This window comes from Enhygromyxa salina (assembly GCF_000737335.2).
Classification (GTDB): Bacteria; Myxococcota_A; Polyangia; order Nannocystales; family Nannocystaceae; genus Plesiocystis; species Plesiocystis salina_C.
This window is the reverse complement of record NZ_JMCC02000141.1, coordinates 1-19670: the sequence shown is the minus strand read 5'-3', so window position 1 is coordinate 19670 and position 19670 is coordinate 1. Positions and strand designations below refer to the sequence as shown.

The 19670-nt window shown below is 67.5% G+C and carries 12 protein-coding genes and 1 pseudogene; 8 read left to right on the top strand and 5 right to left on the bottom strand.

Going from position 1 to position 19670, the window contains the following annotated elements; genetic code table 11:
• Nucleotides 1-387 precede the first annotated feature (387 nt).
• Nucleotides 388-1866 (top strand): Do family serine endopeptidase, encoded by a 1479-nt coding sequence (locus DB30_RS36840; RefSeq protein WP_165704114.1) that lies wholly within the window; start codon nt 388-390, stop codon nt 1864-1866.
• On the opposite strand, the gene DB30_RS36835 is transcribed toward DB30_RS36840, so the two are convergent.
• Entirely contained in the window at nt 1844-2692 is an 849-nt protein-coding gene (locus DB30_RS36835) for an alpha/beta fold hydrolase (protein WP_052558083.1), read from the bottom strand. The genes DB30_RS36840 and DB30_RS36835 overlap by 23 nt on opposite strands.
• 56 nt (nt 2693-2748) lie before the next feature.
• Here DB30_RS36835 and DB30_RS36830 point away from each other — a divergent pair, with 56 nt between their 5' ends.
• The gene (locus tag DB30_RS36830) at nt 2749-3657 is read left to right on the top strand and encodes a LysR family transcriptional regulator (RefSeq protein ID WP_052558082.1); all 909 of its coding nucleotides are present in this window, start codon (nt 2749-2751) and stop codon (nt 3655-3657) included.
• Nucleotides 3658-3825: 168 nt separating this feature from the next.
• Here the strand turns inward: DB30_RS36830 and DB30_RS36825 are convergent, their stop codons facing one another.
• Nucleotides 3826-4917, bottom strand: a complete 1092-nt coding sequence (locus DB30_RS36825) for a Rieske 2Fe-2S domain-containing protein (RefSeq protein ID WP_146662285.1) — start codon at nt 4915-4917, stop codon at nt 3826-3828.
• 166 nt (nt 4918-5083) lie between these two features.
• Here DB30_RS36825 and DB30_RS41945 point away from each other — a divergent pair, with 166 nt between their 5' ends.
• The 3 genes from DB30_RS41945 to DB30_RS36805 all read left to right on the top strand — a co-directional run bounded on the left by DB30_RS41945 (nt 5084) and on the right by DB30_RS36805 (nt 8801).
• Nucleotides 5084-5977 carry a hypothetical protein gene (locus DB30_RS41945; RefSeq protein WP_052558081.1) on the top strand — a complete coding sequence of 298 codons (894 nt, stop codon included), beginning with the start codon at nt 5084-5086 and terminating at the stop codon, nt 5975-5977.
• Nucleotides 5978-6174: 197 nt separating this feature from the next.
• A complete protein-coding gene (locus tag DB30_RS36810) occupies nt 6175-7095 on the top strand; it encodes a hypothetical protein (protein ID WP_165704113.1) in 921 nt (306 codons plus the stop codon).
• A gap of 215 nt (nt 7096-7310) precedes the next feature.
• The gene (locus DB30_RS36805) at nt 7311-8801 is read left to right on the top strand and encodes a hypothetical protein (RefSeq protein WP_052558077.1); all 1491 of its coding nucleotides are present in this window, start codon (nt 7311-7313) and stop codon (nt 8799-8801) included.
• Nucleotides 8802-9203: 402 nt separating this feature from the next.
• Here the strand turns inward: DB30_RS36805 and DB30_RS36800 are convergent, their stop codons facing one another.
• Nucleotides 9204-11885: a LamG-like jellyroll fold domain-containing protein gene (locus DB30_RS36800; protein ID WP_052558075.1), complete on the bottom strand. Its 2682-nt coding sequence runs from the start codon at nt 11883-11885 to the stop codon at nt 9204-9206.
• A 365-nt stretch (nt 11886-12250) separates the two neighbouring features.
• Here DB30_RS36800 and DB30_RS36795 point away from each other — a divergent pair, with 365 nt between their 5' ends.
• Both DB30_RS36795 and DB30_RS36790 read left to right on the top strand, forming a co-directional pair.
• Nucleotides 12251-12730 carry a hypothetical protein gene (locus DB30_RS36795; protein ID WP_052558073.1) on the top strand — a complete coding sequence of 160 codons (480 nt, stop codon included), beginning with the start codon at nt 12251-12253 and terminating at the stop codon, nt 12728-12730.
• Nucleotides 12720-13895, top strand: coding sequence for a hypothetical protein (locus DB30_RS36790; protein ID WP_052558071.1), 1176 nt, complete (start codon nt 12720-12722; stop codon nt 13893-13895). The genes DB30_RS36795 and DB30_RS36790 overlap by 11 nt, the downstream gene beginning before the upstream one ends.
• Before the next feature lie 9 nt (nt 13896-13904).
• On the opposite strand, the gene DB30_RS36785 is transcribed toward DB30_RS36790, so the two are convergent.
• Both DB30_RS36785 and DB30_RS36780 read right to left on the bottom strand, forming a co-directional pair.
• Complete coding sequence (locus DB30_RS36785; protein WP_052558070.1) at nt 13905-15149, bottom strand: saccharopine dehydrogenase family protein; 1245 nt, start codon at nt 15147-15149, stop codon at nt 13905-13907.
• A gap of 59 nt (nt 15150-15208) precedes the next feature.
• The gene (locus tag DB30_RS36780; RefSeq protein WP_052558068.1) at nt 15209-15514 is read right to left on the bottom strand and encodes a 4Fe-4S dicluster domain-containing protein; all 306 of its coding nucleotides are present in this window, start codon (nt 15512-15514) and stop codon (nt 15209-15211) included.
• Nucleotides 15515-15648: 134 nt separating this feature from the next.
• On the opposite strand from DB30_RS36780, the pseudogene DB30_RS36775 reads away from it, so the two are divergent.
• A pseudogene (locus tag DB30_RS36775) lies at nt 15649-19670 on the top strand (hypothetical protein); the annotation flags it as partial.

Here is a 19670-nt window from a genome sequence, read left to right as displayed (position 1 = left end):
TGGGATCCATGCCAGCTCGGGCGCGTCGCTGTCACGCGCAGTTGGTTCTGGACCGCTCACGCGACATCCAGGCCCGCTGCGCGATGATCAAGCGTCGCTGCACGCACGGCACGGGCGGCGGCGAGCAGGGCTTCGATATCGAGAGGGTGAAGTAGCGAGGCTCGATCGACTCACAAGCGGTCTGGCTCTCGCGCTCGTGCCGACACCTCCACAATTCGCTACACGCGCGACGGAACCACCTACGAAGTGCGACGCCCGGTGCGTCGAGCGCAGCTCCGTCCTGGCTTGCAAATGCTTCGCTCGCGTCGCCGCCGGGATGATCCATTGTGTCCAGAACGGAGCGCCAACATGCTTGCTTTGGTTCGACACCCGTCCCAAGCCCTCGCGTTGTCCCTCACTGTCGCCGGGTGCGGCGCGGCGGCCTCCACGAAGGCCGCCTGTGAACCCCCGTGTGTGGAGGAGCAACAAGACCTCGCCCCGCTGGCCACACCGCCTGAGGTGGCGGTCGCCGCGATCGACGACATTCAGGCCGCGTTCAAACAAGCGATCGCGCGCGCGGGCCCAGCGGTCGTCTCTGTGTATACGACCAAGACCATCACGGCCACGCCGTTTGGCGGCCCCATGCGTGGCGACCCATTCTTCGACTTCTTCAACTTCAGCCTTCCAGACGGCCCCCCGCGCGAGTTCCAACAGCAGGGGCTTGGCAGCGGCTTCGTCATTGATGACAACGGCCACATCCTGACCAACCATCACGTGGTCGGGGGCGCCGATGGTGTCAAGGTCAAGCTCGCCGACGACCGCGAGTTCGACGCAACGGTCATCGGCAGCGATCCGCAGACCGACCTCGCGGTCCTGAAGATCGAGGCGACGGATCTGCACCCGGTCGAGTTTGGCAGCTCGGACTCGCTCGAAGTGGGTGATTGGGTCTTGGCGATCGGCGATCCCTTTGGTCTGCCGCAGACGATCAGCGCCGGGATCGTCAGCGCGAAGGGGCGCGCCAACATGGGGATCGTCGACTACGAGGACTTCATCCAGACCGACGCCGCCGTCAACCCGGGCAACTCTGGCGGTCCGCTCGTGGATCTGAACGGTCGCGTGGTCGGGGTCAACACCGCGATCGCCTCGCGCAGCGGCGGCAACAACGGCATCGCGTTTGCGATCCCCGCGTCGCTGGCCAAGCAGGTGATCGACCAACTCATCGACCACGGCGCGGTCGTGCGGGGCCAACTCGGCGTGCTGGTCTCGGAGCTCTCGCCAGACATGGCCGCGAGCTTTGGGTTTGAAGACCAAGCGGGGATCCTCGTGCAGGACGTGGTGCCAGACGGGCCCGCCGAACGAGCCGGCGTGCGCAGCGGTGACATCATCACCAGCATCAACGATCAAGCGACATCAACCGTCACTGCGTTTCGGCGCGACATCGCCGATCAACAGCCTGGGTCGACCATGAGGCTGAAAGTCTGGCGCGACGGCAAGACCGAGACGCTCGAGGCCAAGCTCGCGGCGGCGCAGGCCCAGGCCCAGGTGGGCGACGCGCCAGCCACGGCCACGCGGGAGCCGCCAAAGCTGGGTGTCGCCCTCCAAGACATCACGCCGAAATTGCAGCAAGCGCTGCGCTTGGGTCAGTCGAGCGGCGTGCTGATCACCCACGTTCAGCCCGGGTCCCCCGCTTCAAAGGCCGGCATCCGGCCCGGCGACATCCTCGAGCAAGTGGGCGACGAGCAGGTCCAAGACGCGGCACGAGCGGTGCGCCTGCTCACCGACGCCGACCTCGAGCAAGGCGTGCGGCTGCGCGTGAGCCGGGACGGACAAGGGCGGTTCGTGCTGGTCAAAGTAAAGCCGGGGGCTAAGAGCGCTGGCCGGCCGTGATCGCGTTGACGACGGTCTCGATCACGCCCGCGTCGCGGACGATCCGGCGATGCCCCAGCCCGTCGACAGTGTGGAGCGTGGCGTTCGGCCAGTGCCGCACGTTGTCCAGCGCGTCAGCGAAGGGGATCTCGCGGTCGTCCTTGCTGTGGATCACCAGCGCCCGCTGGTGCAGCTCCTTGCCGAGCGCGGCGATCGACAGCTCCTCGGCCGGGGCACCCACGATCCCCGCGATGCGGGCCTCGAACTGCCGGGCCGCCGCGGGTGACAGCCCGAGCATGGCCTCGAACCGCCCAAGCACGGTCTCGACGTTTGACGGTCCCGCGAGCAGCACCGCTTGCTCGGCCCGCAGCCCGCGGCGCAACGCGATCGCCACCGCCGGCACCCCCATCGAGTGCCCCACCACCGCCGCGAACGGACCAAGCTGCCGGTCTGCGTCGAGCAAGGCGTTGGCGAACGCGACCGGGTGGGCTCGGCGACCGGGCGAGTGACCGTGGCCCGGACCGTCGAGCGCCACGAGCTCGAACCCGGCACGATCGAGCTGCTCGGCCAGCGGCCCCCACTGGGTCGCGCGGCCCTCCCACCCGTGGATCGCGAGGACCCGCGGCCCACGCCCACGCCCAAAGCGCAGCGCCGACAGCTGCCCAAAGCCGTGCCCGCGATCAATGATCAGCCGCTCGCCCTGTTGCTCGCTGATGAGCTCGCGCACGGGTGGCTTGTGCCGGCGCGGGGTCGTGAACAGGTGCGCGGCAACATCGGCACAGACCCGCGGGACCACGGGCGAGAGCAAGCCGTTGGCGGTTCGGAGCAGGGTGAGAACGTTGGGCATTGCCGAAGTCTGGCGCGCGTGTGTCGTGCGTCCAATGCATTACCATCATAGTGACTATGAGGCAGACGCAACTCACGAAGATCGACCTCAACCTGCTCGTGATCCTCGATCTGCTGCTGACAGAGGAGAACGTGAGCGCGGCTGCGCGGCGTCTGCGGTTGAGTCAGTCCGCGGTCAGCCGCTCGCTGGCCAAGCTGCGTGAGCTATTTGACGACGAGCTGTTCGTGCGCACTGGGCGGGGTATGCGTCCAACTCGTCGGGCGCTCGAGCTGGCCGCTCCGCTGCGCCGTACGCTCGGGGATCTGGGCGCGCTGCTCGAGCCGCGCGAGCGCTTCGATCCCCTGACCGCGCAGCGCCGGTTTCAGATCGCGGCCTTGGACTACAGCCAGCTGACCTTGCTCGGCCCGTGGATGGGGCGCCTGGCCGAGCGCGCGCCCAGTGTCGACGTCGTGGTCCGGCAGCTGTCGGTTCAGAGCAAGCGCGAGCTCGAGGCGGGGAGCCTGGACGTGTATGTGTCGCCGCGGGTTCGCAGCGCGGCGGGGGTCGTGTGGACGCCGCTGCACGAGGATGGCTACACCTGCGTGGTCTGGTCGGAGCACGCGAGCCGCAGGCTGTCGCTGTCGCGCTACGTGAAGCTCGAGCACGTGCTGGTCGCCCCGGGTGAGCGGCCCGGGGGCGTCGTGGATCGCACGCTCGCCGAGCAGGGCCTGCGCCGACGGGTGAGCGTGCAAGTGCCAACCTTCTCGAGCGTGCCCTACTTGTTGGTGGGGACCCAGCGCGTGGCGACCTTGCCGAGCCGGATCGCAGCCCGCTTCGTCGAGGTCCACCCGCTGCGCATGTTGGAACCGCCGATCGAGCTGCCCCCCGTGGCCCTGCACCTCGGCTGGCACGAGCTGCACCGCAGCGATCCCGGCCACGCGTGGCTGCGCGAGCAGCTGATCGAGGTCGCCAGGGAGGCGTCATGACCCCACATGAACCTCAGACACGGCGCCCGACTCGTCGAAGTTCGCATGTCGTTGTTGGGCAGAAGCGAGGGCTCTCGAACGTATCGGCAATTGGGACCTCGATGACAAGACCGGCGGCATTTGTGTCAACGGCAAGTACGAGGTGACCTGCAAGGGGTAGCTGTTCTCTTAGACATCGATGAAAAACCGGTGCTCGTGGGGCTGCCCGATCTCGGCCCGGTCGCCCCGCTCGGCGTTTCGCAGCAACCGCAAGATCGAGGGCCCGAGCGCGTCGACTTCTGTCGAGACGAAGCTCTCGCCCCCAAACCTAGCCACGTTGGCGGCCTGGCGCTCGAGCACCCGCGCGTCCTGCTTGAAGATCGCCCGCGCGAGCGGCCCGAGTACGGGCGTGACCATGAACGCCGGCAGCGGCAGGCGAAAGCTGATCACGGCGGTCAGCCGGGTGCGGGTGTCGGTGATCGGCGTCAGGGCGCTGACCGTGCAGATGTGGCTCGCGTCGCCAAGCCGGTACTCGACCTCGGTGATGCTGGGCAGCACGAAGCGATCGAAGTGCTCGACCACCCCGCCGCCCGGCGCGAGCAAGCGGCCGACCACGCCCGGCGGTCGCGGCTCGCCGATGTACTCGGCCTCGGCGCGATCGTGCCAGCGCCGAACCACCACCTCGACGCGGTTGCCCCCGCCGGCCTTGCGAAACAGCCCGCTGTGCAAGAACGCGGTGTGCGGGACGTCGAGCGCGTTCTCGGCGACGGCGTGGATCGTGCCCTCGACCTCGAAGATCTCGCGTCCCGACTGGTAGCGCGGGTCTCGAACCCAGCGAAACACGTAGGGCTCGCGGGCGGGCTCGACGTCGGGCGTGGCGTAGACCCACACGACGCCGTCCTGCTCGCGCGCGGCGAAGCGTGGGACGACCCGGGCCTTGCCCTCGACCTCGGCGCACAGCGTGGGGATCTCGCGGCACACACCCGCGGTGTCGAACGCCCAGCCGTGGTAGCCACAGCGCAACAGCGCGCCATCGACCGCGCCGTCGGACAGCGGCACGTTCCGGTGCGCGCAGCGATCGAGCAGCGCCCCGAGCTCGCCGGCCGCGGTGCGGAACACGGCGATCGGCATGCCGTAGAGCTTGGCGGCGAGCGGCTTGGTCCCCAGCGCATCCAGCTGCGCCGAAGTGCAGACGACATACCAGTCGTCGAGGACGCGGGCCGCCGAGCTGTTGCCCGTTGCCGCGATCGGGAGGCGCAACTTGCTCGCGGGTCCGTCCACGACCCGAACATAGCAGCGCGAGCCAGCGCGACGGACCGCGACCGAAGGCTAGTGCGCGAGCGGCTTCACACTGCGATTGGGGCCCCTGACCCACCCCAGGCGCGCGGCTGTACACACTGTGATCTCGATCATGATCGCGCAAAATTCGCCGATCCTATGCTCAGCCATGCAGCGTTACGCGACCCCCCTACTCCTTGGACTGTCCCTCACCTGCTTCGGACTCGTGGCATGCGGCGACTCGTCTGGCGACACTGGCTCGGCCAGCGACACCGACACCACCGGCGACGGAGACGGGGACCCATCCGGCGATGGCGATGGCGACCCCAGCACCGGCGACGGCGACCCCAGCACCGGTGACGGCGACGGCGATCCGGGCGACGGCGACGGCGACGGTGATGGCGACGGTGATGGCGACGGCGACGGTGATGGCGACGGTGATGGCGACGGCGACCCCGCCGCCTGCCAAGTCTGGGAGATCACCTACAACCTCGACGGCAGCCAGTTCGAGATCAGCGGCACGCTTGGCGGGGCGGGCGATCAGCTCAACTTCTTGGACGAGCCCTACGACGACGACGACCACGTGGGCCCGGGAAGCTTCGTGCTGCACTTCCGAGACGTCGACGGAGCACCTGGCGAGAAGGCGTTCATCAACGAGTACGACATGGTCATGGACTTCGTCGTGACCGGCGGCGGCGTGACGGTGGCGACCGACCTGGTCAACGCCGCCGGCCCCGTGGAGTGCGGAATCACCAGCGGCGACATCAACGGCGACAGCGTGTTCTGGGAGCCGCCCGCGATCGCGGATCACCACAGCATGGGCACGATCTTGTGCACGGGATTCGCGTGCCAGTTCACCAAGTACGGGAACGGCATGCCCTACGCCGTCGACGAGACCACCGACCAGCCGCTCGACACCTTCACCTTCAGCGGTGACTTCTCGTCGTTCTCGATGCCGCCGACGATCGTCCAAGACGACAACGACTCCACGACCCGGTGGGAATTCCTCGGCACCGAGGTCAGCCGCGAGCTGGTCGACGCGCCGGCCTGCCTGTGCCCGTGAACAACCGGCGACAGCTGTGAGCGACGCCACGGCTCACAAACTTCGGGGGGGGATCGCAGCCGCGGTCCCCCCCTCGTCGTCTCGTCCGCGCAGACCCACCCGAGCGAACGCCGAGCGCGGATCGCCAGATTCTCCAATTCCTTCTAGAACCCGCGTAAGCTCACCTCGAAGTCGGCAACTGGCCGACGATGAGCATCATGCGCAAGACGACCTTTGATCTGTGTTTTCTGTCCGGTCCCATGCAGCGTTACGCGACCCCCCTACTCGTTGGACTGTCTCTCTCCTGCTTCGGACTCGTGGCATGCTTTAGCGCGTCTGACGACACTGGCCCGGCCAGCGGCTCCGACACCACCGGAGATGGGGACGGGGATCCTTCCGGGGATGGCGATGGCGATGGCGATCCCAGCACTGGCGACGGCGACGGCGACGGCGACCCTTCCGGCGACGGCGACGGCGACGGCGACGGCGACGGCGACGGCGACGGCGACCCTTCCGGTGATGGTGACGGTGACCCCGGCAGCTGCGAAGTCTGGCAGATCACCTACGGTCTCGCTGGCAGCGAGTACGACGTCAGCGACACGCCCTTCGGCTCTGGCGATCAGCTCAACTTGCTGATGACGCCCTACGACGAGGACGACCACGTCGGCCCCGGCAGCTTCGTGCTGCAGTTCCGCGACGTCAACGGACAACCGGGTGGCAAGGCGTTCATGTACTCCTACGACATGAGCATGCACTTCGTCGTTAACGGCTTCTCGACCGTGGCCACCGACCTCGAGAACAGCGCCGGGCCCGAAGCGTGCGGGATCACCAGCGGCGACATCAACGGCGGCTCCGTGTCATGGGAGCCGTCCGCGATCGTCGGTCACCACAGCATGGGTACGATCTTGTGCGAGGGGATGTCGTGTGGACTGCAAGGGTTCGAAGACGGCGTGCTACAGAACGTCGACGAGACCACCGACCACCCAATCGACACCTTCACGTTCAACAACGACTTCTCGGGCTTCACGATGCCGCCGACGATCGTCCAGATGGACGGCAACTCCACGACCCGGTGGACGTTCGTCGGCACCGAGGTCAGCCGCGAGCTGGTCGCCGCGCCCGCCTGCCTGTGCCCCTGACTTGCGTGTGAACGGGCCTACGCCTTCGCTCGTAGGCGCGAAAGCGGGACCGCAGCAGCGGTCCCTTTTTTCGTGAGCCCCCGGCCAGGCGCTCGATATCGGCCGCGAACCGGCGCCTGCCCAAGCCTCTGGGGCGGATCTCCAGATTCTCCAATTTCTCCTAGAACCCGCGTAAGCTCCCCCTCGACGTCGGCATCTGGCCGACGATGAGAATCATGCGCAGGACGACCTTTAATCTGTGTTTTCTGTCCGGTCTCACTGGGCTGCTCGCGGCCGCGGTCAGTTGCAAGGGTGATCCCGGCAACGACGACGAGACAACCTCGAGCGTGACCAGCTTCACCGCGACGCTCGAGACCACCGGCGACGGCGACGGCGACGGCGACACCGACCCCACGGGCTGCCCGCCCGAAGGCTGCCTCGACCTCGAGGACACCGACTCAGAGGGTGGGGGCGGCTGCTCGTCCGGCGACGGCAGCTGCAACCAGGTCGACCTGCTGTTCGTGATCGACAACTCGGGCACGATGGGTGAGGAGCAGGTCAACCTCTCGGCCAACTTCCCCCTGCTCATCGACAAGCTGCAGATGCTCGAGGGCGAGGACGGCGAGCTGCTCAACCCCGACGTCCACATCATGGTCACCACGACCGACGTCGGCCATCCGCAGTGCACGCAATTCCAGATCCCCGGCTACGAACCCGCCGTTGGCTCCCCCCAGGCCACCGCATGCAGCGAGCGCCTCGAGTACTTCACCGGGCTCGGCAGCAACCCGCCCTCGTTCCCCGAGGCCTGCGACTGCCCGATCCCGATCGAGCCTTCGAACGGCGCCTTCATCGAGTTCTCGGGGCAGAACGGCTCGATCACCAACATTCCAGGCGATGACGTCCGCGGCGCGCTGAGCTGCATCGGGCCCCAGGGCATCGTTGGCTGCGGCTACGAGGCCCCGCTCGAGGCCATGCTGCAGGCGGTCTACACCGGGGCGTCGTGGAACCAAGGCGCCAAGCCGTTCTTGCGTGATGGCGCGATCCTGGCGATTGCGATCATCACCGACGAGGCCGATTGCTCGGTCCGCTCGCCCGACGGCTACTCGTACTTCACCGACGCCAACATGAACACCTACTGGGAGGTCAACCCGGACACGGGGACCAAGACCCAGGCGACCTCGGCGGTGTGCTGGAACGCTGGCGTCGACTGCGGCGCACCCGACGTCAACGGGGTCTACAACGACTGCGTCTCGTCCGACAAGGGCGTCCTGCACCCGCTCTCGCGCTACCTCAATTACCTGCAAAACCAGGTGATCGACGATCAGAACAAAGAGGTGATCATGCTCGGGATCCTTGGGGTCCCGGAGGTCACCGCCCACAACCCCGCCCCGCCCTTCCAGCCGATCGCGGGCGGCGTCGCGGACCTCGAGTACCGCCAATGGATCGACGGCGCGTACCCGGCCGGCGACATCCTGCCCGGCGACAACAGCAACGCCGCGAAGAAGGAGTTCGAGTTTGGCGTCGGGCCCGGGTGCACGGGTGAAGACGGCATGGGCGGGTTCACCGGCCAGGCTATCCCGCCCGTTCGGGTCAAAGAGGTCTGCGAGGCCCTCAACGACGGCGAGAAGATTCGCTGCTGCATCGAGTCGATCTGCGACACGGACTTCTCCGACGCGATCGGCTGCCTGACCGGCATCATCCAGACCGTCGTCGTGCCGCCCAAGTGAGCGCGCTGCCACGTTGGGCTCCGCGGAGCCCAACGTGCAATCCACCACGGTCTCCTAACTAGTGCCGCACACCCTAAGTTCGTTCCGGGTTAGGTGCGGAGCTGAGGCCCAAGGGCGAGGAGCGGCGACGACGCTGTACCGGGCGTACTGCTAGGAGCTGCGACACTGCCATTGGGCCTCAGTGCCGTGCCTAACCCGGAACGAACTTAGGGTGTGCGGCACTAGGTGAGCCTTTCGACGCCTACCCACTACCCTGGGCACCTGCAGCTGGGTTGGACGAGCCTCCAGAGCTTTGGCGGCGCTCGGGACAGTGGCAGCGCTACGACAGCAGGCCAGCCCGCGACTCGACCGGACCCAGGCAGTCGCCGCGTGACTGGATCGACATCGATGGGTACCAGCTGCTCAGAGCCCGTACGGCTCCCACCGCGGTCCGCCCTCGAGCCACCAGTCGTCCTTGGACTCCCAGCACCAGTAGTTGATGTAGACATTGGAGTCCAGCGCCCACTCGGCACACCATTTGTTGCCCTGACTGTACTCGAAGTACGCGTCGCCCTTGGGCGGGAAGTTGTAAGCCGAGTAGGGAATGATCGCGGCGGCGACGTAAAAGCCAAACATCACCTCGCCACCGAGCAATGCCAGCAGTGCGTCTGTCGACCCCAAGAGCGCGCACGCGAGCTGATTGTCTGTGGCGTCCTGGCAGATCGAATCCATCAGTAGGTGGGGAGGCTCTTCATTGTCGACGATCATCCCGGTCGGGGTCGGGGTCGGCAGCGTGAGCTTGTGCCAGTCAGGCCAGCGACCCACGCCCGGATCGACGCCCTGGAACAACTGGAGGTCGGAGGCATAGTGAGTGGGGCCGCTATATGGGCGGCGCGAGTCGCCGCCAGTGATCTCGAGGGCGCCGAACTCGATGTCTTCCATCGCCTCTGCAAAGATCCCCACTTGGCCACCGTCAAAGGTCGGGTCTGGCTCCATGAACTCGACCGCCTGGCCCTGGAACTCGATCCTGTGCACGCGGACGCCGTTGAGCTCATAGTGTGTGACGTCGAGGGTCATCCAGCTCGGAGACCCACCCAGTAGGAGCTGGAGGTCGTCCCGGTTCAAGAGCTTGGTCTCGCCGCCGTCTCGGAACCGAACGAGCTCGACGCCGAGGTAGCCGATCGTCGCGCGGTAGTAATTGTAGCGATCTTGATAGCCGTAGATGATCCCAGCTGATGCATCGAAGTCGTGGAAGGTCTTGTAGCGCAGCGTCATCTGTAGCGGCACTGTGCTGCCGACGGTTTCATCGTCGATCGCAAAGCGCGGCGGCGCGATCATGTTGACGCCGCGCTGGATCTTCCAGGTCGGACTCGGTATCGTCTCGTTGGTGTGGGTGTTGAGGGCCTCGCCGGTCCAGCGCATGTTGCCAGTGTCAGGGTCGTGGGTGACCACCCAGCTCCCGTCGTTGACTTGGCTCAGCCGCGCCCAGGTGCGACTGGCGACGCCGAGGTCAGCGCGCCAATGCGGGCTCCACTCGGCGAACGCGGCGTTGGACAACGCATGATCGAATACGCGCACGTCGGAGAGCCCCGCCGTCAGCCAACCCCTGTTGTGCGTGGACCTGTGCGTGCCGATCGCAAATGGAAGCGTGGGCGAGGTCAGCATCGCCGCGCCGCTCATCTGGCAGGTCTGTGACGCGACCACACCACCGTCAACCAGAAGGTCGAGGCGACCACGCTCTGCATCATAGGTGGCCGCGATGTTGTGGGAGAGCGAGCTCAACGCCGCGACGCTGGCGCTCGCGGCCAGCAAGCCGCAACCCTTGACACGAACGTGCGCTGTCATCGTCGTGCCGTCTTGCCGTAGTTCGTAGCCCCCGAGATGGTCGAGGTTACTAATGATCCATTCGCTCGTGGTCGGCGACGACCAGTCTGTGCGACGAACATTGGCGCCAAACGTGATGGCGTCGGCGGGCTCGAGCACGTCGTCGTCGTCGATCCACAGGCCCATGCCCGGTCCAAACCGCCGGGTGACGCGGCCATGTGGCTCCCAATAGAACGGACAGTTATGATCGCCGTACAGATTGTGAGGATCTGTCCAGCAAAACGACTCATCGGGTTCATAGGAACACGCCGGGAACAAGCCATGTTCCGCAGACGTGACGAGCGGCGCCTCGCCAACGCTGCCGTAGAAGCAGTCCATGATTGGCCATGAGCCGATCAGGCCCGGCGTCGGGACCAGCGACGTGCTGTGTTCGGTCAATGTCCGTAGCGGGCGATTTTGCGACTGATCATTGTTGATGTCGTAGCCGGTGGCGACGGTGGTCTGGACATCCTTGAAGACGTAGAGCGGGGTGAATTCTGCCGCCATCGTGCCCGAGGTCACGCGGTCGTAACCCATGTACGTGTGCTTTTGCAGGAAGGGCTGGAACGCGCTGGCGTCGTCGTAGGTGTGGGCCACGACCTCGCCGTCGACCGCGAAGTCGAAGTAGAGCATCCCGTCGTCGTCGTGCGAGATCGCCAGCGTCAGGGCGTGCCACTCGCCCTGGGTCGGAGGAGGGGTCGGGTCAGACTCGGTGATCACCCCCTTGACCGCGATCTTCCAGCGGCCGGCGCTCGCGTCATAGAACGCCCCGAGCTGATCCCAGCCCCCAGAGTTGCGTATGCTCATCCACCACAGGTCCTCCGAGAGGTGGTATAGCGGGATATCCTCGCCCTTGTCGATCCGCGCCTGAAGGTTGGACCTGGCATCGTCATGCTGCCACCGGACCCAGCCCTGATAGATCGTGCTACGTCCAACGCTCGGGGTGACGTCCTGCTCCACTTCAGAGTGCCGCCAATCGGGGCTGTGGACGTCGATCGACACGGCCTTGGTACCGTAGCGCTGGACGTCGACGCCGATCATGGCGGGATCGCCCAGATGCGTGCGGGACGTGTGGTAGGGTGAGATCCCGGCCTCGAACTCGTCGGCGGGCCCGCAGACTGGCTCGTAGTCGTCACAGCAGTCGCCGTAGTCGCTGCACAGTTCGTCGCAATAACAGGATCCGGCGAAGCCCCCACACGAACCTCGACACGTGCCGTCTGGCGGTGTCGATGTGCCACACACCTCAGTATAGTCTGCACAACAATCGCCGTTCGTCTCACAGGTAACGTCGCAATAGCATATCGGGAACGACCCGACCGCTGAACCGCCACACCCTTGTGCGCAGCTCGGTGGGCTCGCGTGGGTCGACGCGGGTGCGAGCGCGACGAGCGTCAGGACGGCCGTGCAGGCCAAGCTAGCTGCGAATCCAAGGTGACGAGAGGGTTGCCGCCAGGGTTGTTCCATGCCCGGAAAATTAACCAGGCGCCTCCGAGCAGCCAATGAAGGGTCGCCCTCCCCCGCGTGTGAGGTGATGACCCCACACAGGTCGTGCGTCCAGATCCCTGTCGACAAGTACAGGTACGGCGAGCCCTCGCTGATGAGCGCCGTTGAGCAACGTGCAGCAAGCCCAGATGGCCACGGTCCAGGGTCGAGTCCAGGTCGAGTCCAAGCAAGGCGGGGTCAGGAACGTCATCGCGGGTCCGGGCCGGAGAACGCTGGGGCCGGGATCGGCGATCCGGCCATGGTCCAGCTCAGCCCGATCGAGCAATTTTCGCCGCGCCGCGTGGGCCGCGCGGCCCGCTGGCGCGCCGCTCGACGACGCGCTGTTCATCCCCGTCGCCGACAGCGACTACGAGGCCGCGCGGGTGCCCGTGACCGATGGGCTCCACGTGTTCGACGGGAATCAAAACAAGTTCTCGATCATCATCGTGGGGTATGCCAGTGGGACAGCTACGCGTACCTGGGCGGGACCGGAACGGGCGTCATCAACCCCAACCCGGTGGGCTGATCCCCGCAACCGGCGACGCGCCCAGGGCAGCTCTGATAGTCTCGAGCGGGCTCGAACTTGGATCTCACATGCGCTCTGATCTCGCTCGCTTCGTGCTCGGCTTCGTCGGGCCGCTGATCCTCGCTGGCTGCACCGCGCCGCCGCCGGCCGCAGAGTCGCTGCCGGGGGCCGACGTCGCCCGCGACGTCTCGCTGGACTACCGCGTGCGGCCCGAGCTCGCCAAGCCCGAGGCGCCGCCGCCCGAGCCCGAGCCCGAGCCCGAGCCCGAGCCCGACTCCGACTCCGACTTCGACGAAGCGCCCGAGCGCGGGTGGGGTCCGCTCGTGGCCGGCCACCCCGCCCACACGCGCTTCGCGATCAGCGATCGCCAGCGCCTGTGGATCGGCAAGGACAACGCGGTGCGCGAGCTCGAGCGCAACGCGGACGCAACCGCCAGCATCGAGGACATGGTCATGGATGCGCAGGGCGTGGTGTGGCTGCTCATGTCAGACAACACCCTCGCGCGGGTCAACGACCACGACGGCATCGAGGCCGCTCCGCTGCCGGTCGCCCACGCGAGCAGCATCCACGCGGGCGCGGGGCACATCGTGGTCCTCGGGGTGCTGCCCGAAGCGACCCCGCTGCCACCACCGGAGTCGGTCGAAGGGCTCGAGTACGAGGCCCTCGACGAGCGCGCCGTGATGGCCGTGACCCAGACGGGCACGGACTGGACCCTGCGTCGGCGGCCCGAAGATCTGAGCGAGTTCGATGATCTCGCGATCGGCCCCGACGGCTCCTTGATGTTGATGGACGGAGCCGAGGCCGGGTGCGGCGGCGGCTGGCAGAGCCGCTGGCAGGGACACCTGAGCGAGCCAACCTGGACAATGCTGCCGTGGCCACACGACGACAGCTCCAGCCGCGTGGCCGCCAGCGGGGGCTGGAGCTACGGGTTTCAGACCTGCGACGAGGGGGAGCCAGAGGGCCTGTGTGCCGTCGACGAGGCCGGCCGCGGCGTGTTCGTGCTCGACGTCAACTATGATCCCTACGCGATCGGGCACACCGAGGGCGTGACCATGGTTGCGAGCGCAGCGGGGTTGTGGCGGGTGCAGGGCAGCAAAGCCCAGCGGATCGGTGAAGGCCTCGAGGCGCCGTTTCGCGGCGGTGCGCCGGTCATGGCGATCAGCGACGGGCGGGTGATCCTGGTCGTGGGGTCGCGGGTCTACATTGGCGCGGCCGAGGGTTGGACCGAGCTGTCGCTCGCCTGAGCGCCCGCGCTACTCCACGCGAAAGGTCATACCGGCCGCGCGCAGCCGCTCGAGCAGCCTGTCGCCCATGGTTGAAGCTGGCGTGCGCAGCCCCCCGGGCGAGTCCAGCGGATCAAACGCCAGCGACAGCGCGGACTCGCCGAGCATCTTGGAGGTCTCGCCGTAGCCGGGATCATTGACCCCTTCGACGCGCCCGCGCAGCTGCATGGGATCCCCGCTGGCATCCACGCCGTCTGCGATCAACCGCGCGACGAAGAAGCCCGCCTCGCGGGCCTCGCGGCTGGGGCCTTCGCCCGGCTTGGGCAGCTTCTTCGCGAGCAGCCTGCGCGTGGGCCCAAACGCCAACGCCGGGATCGCGGCGGTCATCACCGCGGTGACCACCGCAGCGCCGATCAGCCCCTTGGCCCCGGCGCCGGTGCTGGCCGACTCTGCATAGCGAAAGTCGCGGCCGTAGGCGAAGTCGAGCAGCGCGTTGCTGCGCCGAACGACCTTCGCGTTGATCGCCGCCATCACGAAGGGCGCCGTCCACATGCCAAGATCCTTGTCCTTGCGAACGCCCGCTTGGTCACGGCCGTCCTGACCAGCCGGCTCGCCGGTCGGGTACAGCGAATAGGGATCGCTCAGGACCTGGAGCACCGAGCGGTCGCGCTTGATCTCGTCGGCGATGTTGAGCGCCGAGGCGATCGTCCCCCCGCTGGCGCCGCCCTTGGTCTCGCCCACGAACATGCGGACCCGCCGGACCTGACCACCGCGCTGCTCGAACGCGCGGTGCATCATGTACGTCCCCATGTCCGAGGGGATCGAGTCGAAGCCGCAGCAGTTGACGATCCGGGCCCCGCTCTCGCGCGCGGCTTCATGATGACGATCGATCATCCGCCGAATGAACTGCGCCTCACCGGTCAGATCGCAATAGTGGGTCCCCGCCGCCACGCAGGCCGCGACCAGCTGCTCACCGTACTTGGCGTAGGGCCCGACGGTCGTGCAGACCACCTTGGTGCGCACAGCGATCGCGTCGAGCGACGGGCGATCGAGGCTGTCGCCGATCAACAGGGGCAGCTTCGCGGCGGCCGGATCGATCTCGCACATGCGACGCCGCAGGGCCTCGAGCTTGTCGCGGTCGCGCCCGGCGAGGGCCAGCCGCAGCCCGCTCAGGCCGTGGTGTTCGATCAGATACTCGACGACCAGCGCACCGGTGAACCCGGTCGCGCCCCAACAGACGATGTCGTACTCACGATCGCTCAGGTCGGTGCTCACGGCGGTACCGTACTCGACTCGCGCGCACAGAGACAGCGCCGGATGCACGCAGAATCTGGCTAGAATCCGAGTTGCTGCTTGCGGGCCTGCGCCGTTGGCAGCGGCTCGACCTTCTCGGACACGACCGGCAGCGACGCCGCCCGGTTGGCGTTGATCGCCAGCCACCTCGACTCGTGGTCGGGCAGCTCGGCCTCATCGTAGATCGCGTCGACCGGGCACTCGGGGACGCACGCGGCGCAATCTATGCACTCGTCTGGATCGATGTAGAGCATCTCGGCGTCACCGTGAAAGCAGTCGACGGGGCACACCACGACGCAGTCCGTGAACCGGCAACGCTGGCAATTCGAAGTGACGACGAAGGTCATGAGGTCTCCTGCTCGACGCAGCATACCCGCACCAGGGCAGTTCGGGGCCGGCCATTTTCGAGCGCGAGCATCGGGTCCCAATCGCCCTGCCAGGCCCGGAGATCCAGTAAACTTTGCACCCACGCGGACCCGTCATGGACATTGAGCAACTCGAAGCAATCGCGCTCGCGGACGACCGCAGCGAAGCCCTCGCGCAGCTGATCCCCGGCACCGAGGACTACTATTTTCATCACTGCCTCGCGCTGCAGCACCAAGCGCACGACAGCGCACGTGCCGAGGTCGCCAAGCTGCTCGACGCGTGGGTCAAGCGCCACGGCGAGACCAGCCGCGCTCGGGAGATCCGCGACCGCGAGGCGCTGCTCCGCTTCTCCAGTGATCCCGCCGCGTCGCTCGAGCACATCCGCCGTCGGCTCAACCTGACCTTCAACCACCAGCGCGAGGTCGAGGACGCCCACCGAGCCGTGCCGACCCGCCTGGATCCAGCGAGCATCGGCCGCGCCGCGTTCGAGCGCGACGCCCTTCGCCATCACAGCAACCTCGACGGCTTCAACGACCGCGCGCTCGAGTGGCTGGCGCAGTCCGACGAGCTGTCGATCACCCAGCTGCGCGCGCTGCTGCAACGCGTGCAGCGACCCGACTACCCCAAGCTGGTCGCGCACGTGCTGCGCGAGCTCGCGGACCCGCACTCGAGCGGGTTTGGCAGCCTGAGCGCGCACGCGCTGATGACGAGCGCGCAGCTCGACGCGGTCGCGGCCGCGCGGCCCGACGTGCTGGGGGATCGCCGGTTCATCGAGATCCGCATGTCACGACTGCAGCCGCCGCCCGACGTCGACCTCGACGCGGATCCCGAGCTCATGCGCGAGCACCTCGACGCGCTCGCCAGCTTCGTGACGCCGCTCGCCGACGCGTTCAACAGCCTGAAGTTGAACGTGCTCTACCATCGCCTGGACTTTGATCGCCGCCACGGGATCTACGACCGGGCCCGCTTCGACGCGTACCTCGAGCTCCCGCGTCAGGCCGCGTATGTGGCCGAGGCCTACCGCAGCGCGCACCAGTACGCGCTCGCGCAATTTGGCAACGACTATCAGGCCAGCACGGGCCTCGCCGTGGTCCGCGACGACACGCCGCTGGTTCAAGACTACCTGGCGCAGATCTTCGCGGATCCCAAGCTCACCGACTACGACGCCTATCGGCCCTACCTCGACAGCGAGTTCCTGCGTCGGCTGTTCGCCGAGACCAAGATCCTCGCGGGCGTTGGCGACCAGGAGCGCTGGTACTCGATGCTCGACGATCCCACCTACTACGGGGCGCTCGAGCAGCGCGTCGACATCGAGATCCGCCCCGACAATCCCCGCTACGTGGGCGCCAGCGCCCCGGTCGAGCTGCGCGCGTGGGTCAAGAACGTGCCGGCGTTGGTCGTGAAGGTGTTCGAGATCAACACCCTGGCGTTCTTTCAGGCGCACGGCCGCGAGCTCGACACCGGCGTGGATCTAGACGGGCTGGTCGCCAACGACGAGCGGGTGTTCGAGTACCAAGAACCGCCGCTGCGCCGGGTCGCCCGCACGCTGAGTTTTCCCTCGCTCACGCGCCCGGGCACCTACGTGATCGAGCTGATCGGCGGCGGCAAGAGCAGCCGCGCGCTGCTGCGCAAGGGCGGGCTGCGCTACGTCGAGCGGCTCGGCGCGGCCGGCCACGTGCTCACGATCCTCAACGAGGACGACCAGCTGGTGCCCGAGGCCACCGCGTGGTTTGGCGGCCGCGAGTACCAAGCCGACGCCCACGGCGACGTCCGCATCCCCTATGGCGCGGGCGGCTCCGCCACCAAGATCCTGCTGCGCCACGGCCACGCGACCACGATCACCAGCTTCACGCCGCGCGCCGAGCACTACGAATTCAAGGCCGGGATCCACGTCGAGCGTGAGCAGCTGATCACCGGGGCCCACGCCGACGTGATCGTCCGCGCCACGCTCACGCTCAACGGCTTCCCCGTCTCGCCCAAGCTGATCCAGGATCCCAAGCTCACGATCACCTCGACGGATCGCCACGGCACCAAGTCCAGCGTGACCGTGGGGCTCACGCTGGGCAGCGAGGCCGAGGCCGTGCACGCGTTCAAGGTGCCCGATGATCTGCATCAGCTCGCGTTCAGCGTCACCGCCAAGGTCCGCAGCGTGACCGAGCAGCGCGAGCTCGAGCTCTCGGATCAAAGCGCCATGTCGATCAACAACATCGACATGGGCGCCGAGATCGTCGGGCTGCACCTGGCCGCGACCGCGGATGGATATGTCTTGTACGCGCTGGGCAAGTCGGGCGAGCCGCGGCCGGATCTTCAGGTCAACGTCAGCGTCGCGCACGTGGACTTTCGGGCCCGCATGCAGGTCGCCCTGCAGACCGACGCGCGCGGCCGCGTCGAGCTGGGCGCGCTCGCGCAGATCAGCGACTTGCAAGCCACGCTTGGCGGCCAGGCGACCGCCAGCTGGAGCTTGCCGCGGGCAACGGACACGACGCCGGCGGCCCTGCACATCGCGGCCGGCGAAGAGCTGGTGCTGGCGCGGCCCGCCAACCTCGACCGGCCGGTGCTCTCGCTGCTCGAGCGCCGCGGCACGGGCTATCTGCGCGACCGGATCGACGCCGTGGTGATCGACGACGAGACCATCCGCGTGCGCGGACTCGAGTCCGGGGACTACGAGCTGGTGCTTGGCCACGACCACCGTCGCGTGCAGCTGCGCGTGGGTGGCAAGACGCGCGCGCGCGGGTGGGCGCTGTCAGCCAGGCGCCAGCTGCAGCTGCGCACGGCGGATCCGCTGCGGGTGGCGAAGGTGGAGCTCACGCCCGAGCAGGTACGCGTGCGCGTGGCAGGGGCGGATGCCAACACCCGCGTGCACGTGTTCGCCAGTCGCTTCGTCGCCCCCAAGTCGGCCGACGCGACGCTGGATCGCCTGCGTCTGCCCCCGCCCTTGGTCACAAAGGTCGGGCGCAGCCGCTGCCTGTACCTGTCAGGTCGCGACATCGGCGACGAGTATCGCTACATCCTCGAGCGCGGCCGCGCCAAGGTATTCGCCGGCAACATGCTCGAGCGACCGGGGCTGCTGCTCAACCCCTGGGCCGTGCGCACGACCTCGACGGGAACCCAGGAGGCCAAGGCAGGCGAGCCCTACGAGAGCAAGATGAGCGAGGCGTACGCGGCCGCGGACTTCGCGGACGCGCCGATGGAACCCAGCCCGATCGCGACGGCGCCCTCCAACAACCTGGACTTCTTGCCCGCGCCCGCCTACGTGGGGCTGAACCTTCAGCCGGACGCCGAGGGCATGATCGTGATCGAGCGCGCGGCGCTGGCTGGGCATCACCTCGTGCAGATCGTGGCCGTCAACGCGGTCGCGCTCGCGTCCCGCCAGGTGACGCTGCCCGAGACCGAGCTCGCGCCTCGCGACCTGCGCCTGCTCGACGCGCTCGCCCCGACCAAGCACTTCGTCAAACGCAAGCGTCGCGCCAGCCTGGCCGCCAACACCCAGCTGGTGCTCGAGGACATCCGCACCGCCAAGCTCGAGCTGGTCGACAGCGTGGCGAAGGCCCACACCCTGCTGCTGACCTTGTCGAACGACGCGACCTTGCGCGAGTTCGAGTTTGTGACGCGCTGGCCCTCGCTCACGCCCGAGCAGCAGCGCGAGAACTACAGCAAGTATGCGTGCCACGAGCTCAACCTGTTCTTGGCGCGCAAGGATCCCGCGTTCTTCACCCAGGTGATCGCGCCGTACCTGGCCAACAAGCGCGACAAGACCTTCTTGGATCGCTACCTGCTCGGCGAGGATCTGCGCGGCGACCTCGAGCCCTGGGCCTATGGCCGGCTCAACACCCTCGAGCGGCTGCTGCTGGCCGGCCGCGTCCAAGGTCAGCGCGACCCCGGATCGCGCGACGTCAAAGACCGCTTTGATCTGTTGCCGCCGGACATCGAAGGTGACAACGCGCTGTTCGACACGGCCCTGCAAGGCAGCGCCCTCGCGACCACCGACACCCTTGGGTTTGGCGCGATGCAGGCCGCGGCGTTGGGTGGCGGAGGGCGTGAGGGATCCGCCACGGGCGCGGCCGGGTTCGCGCCCCCGATGCCGAGCCCCGCGATGGCTCGCCCGGCGCCAAGGCCAGCCGCCCCGCCGCCCCCTCC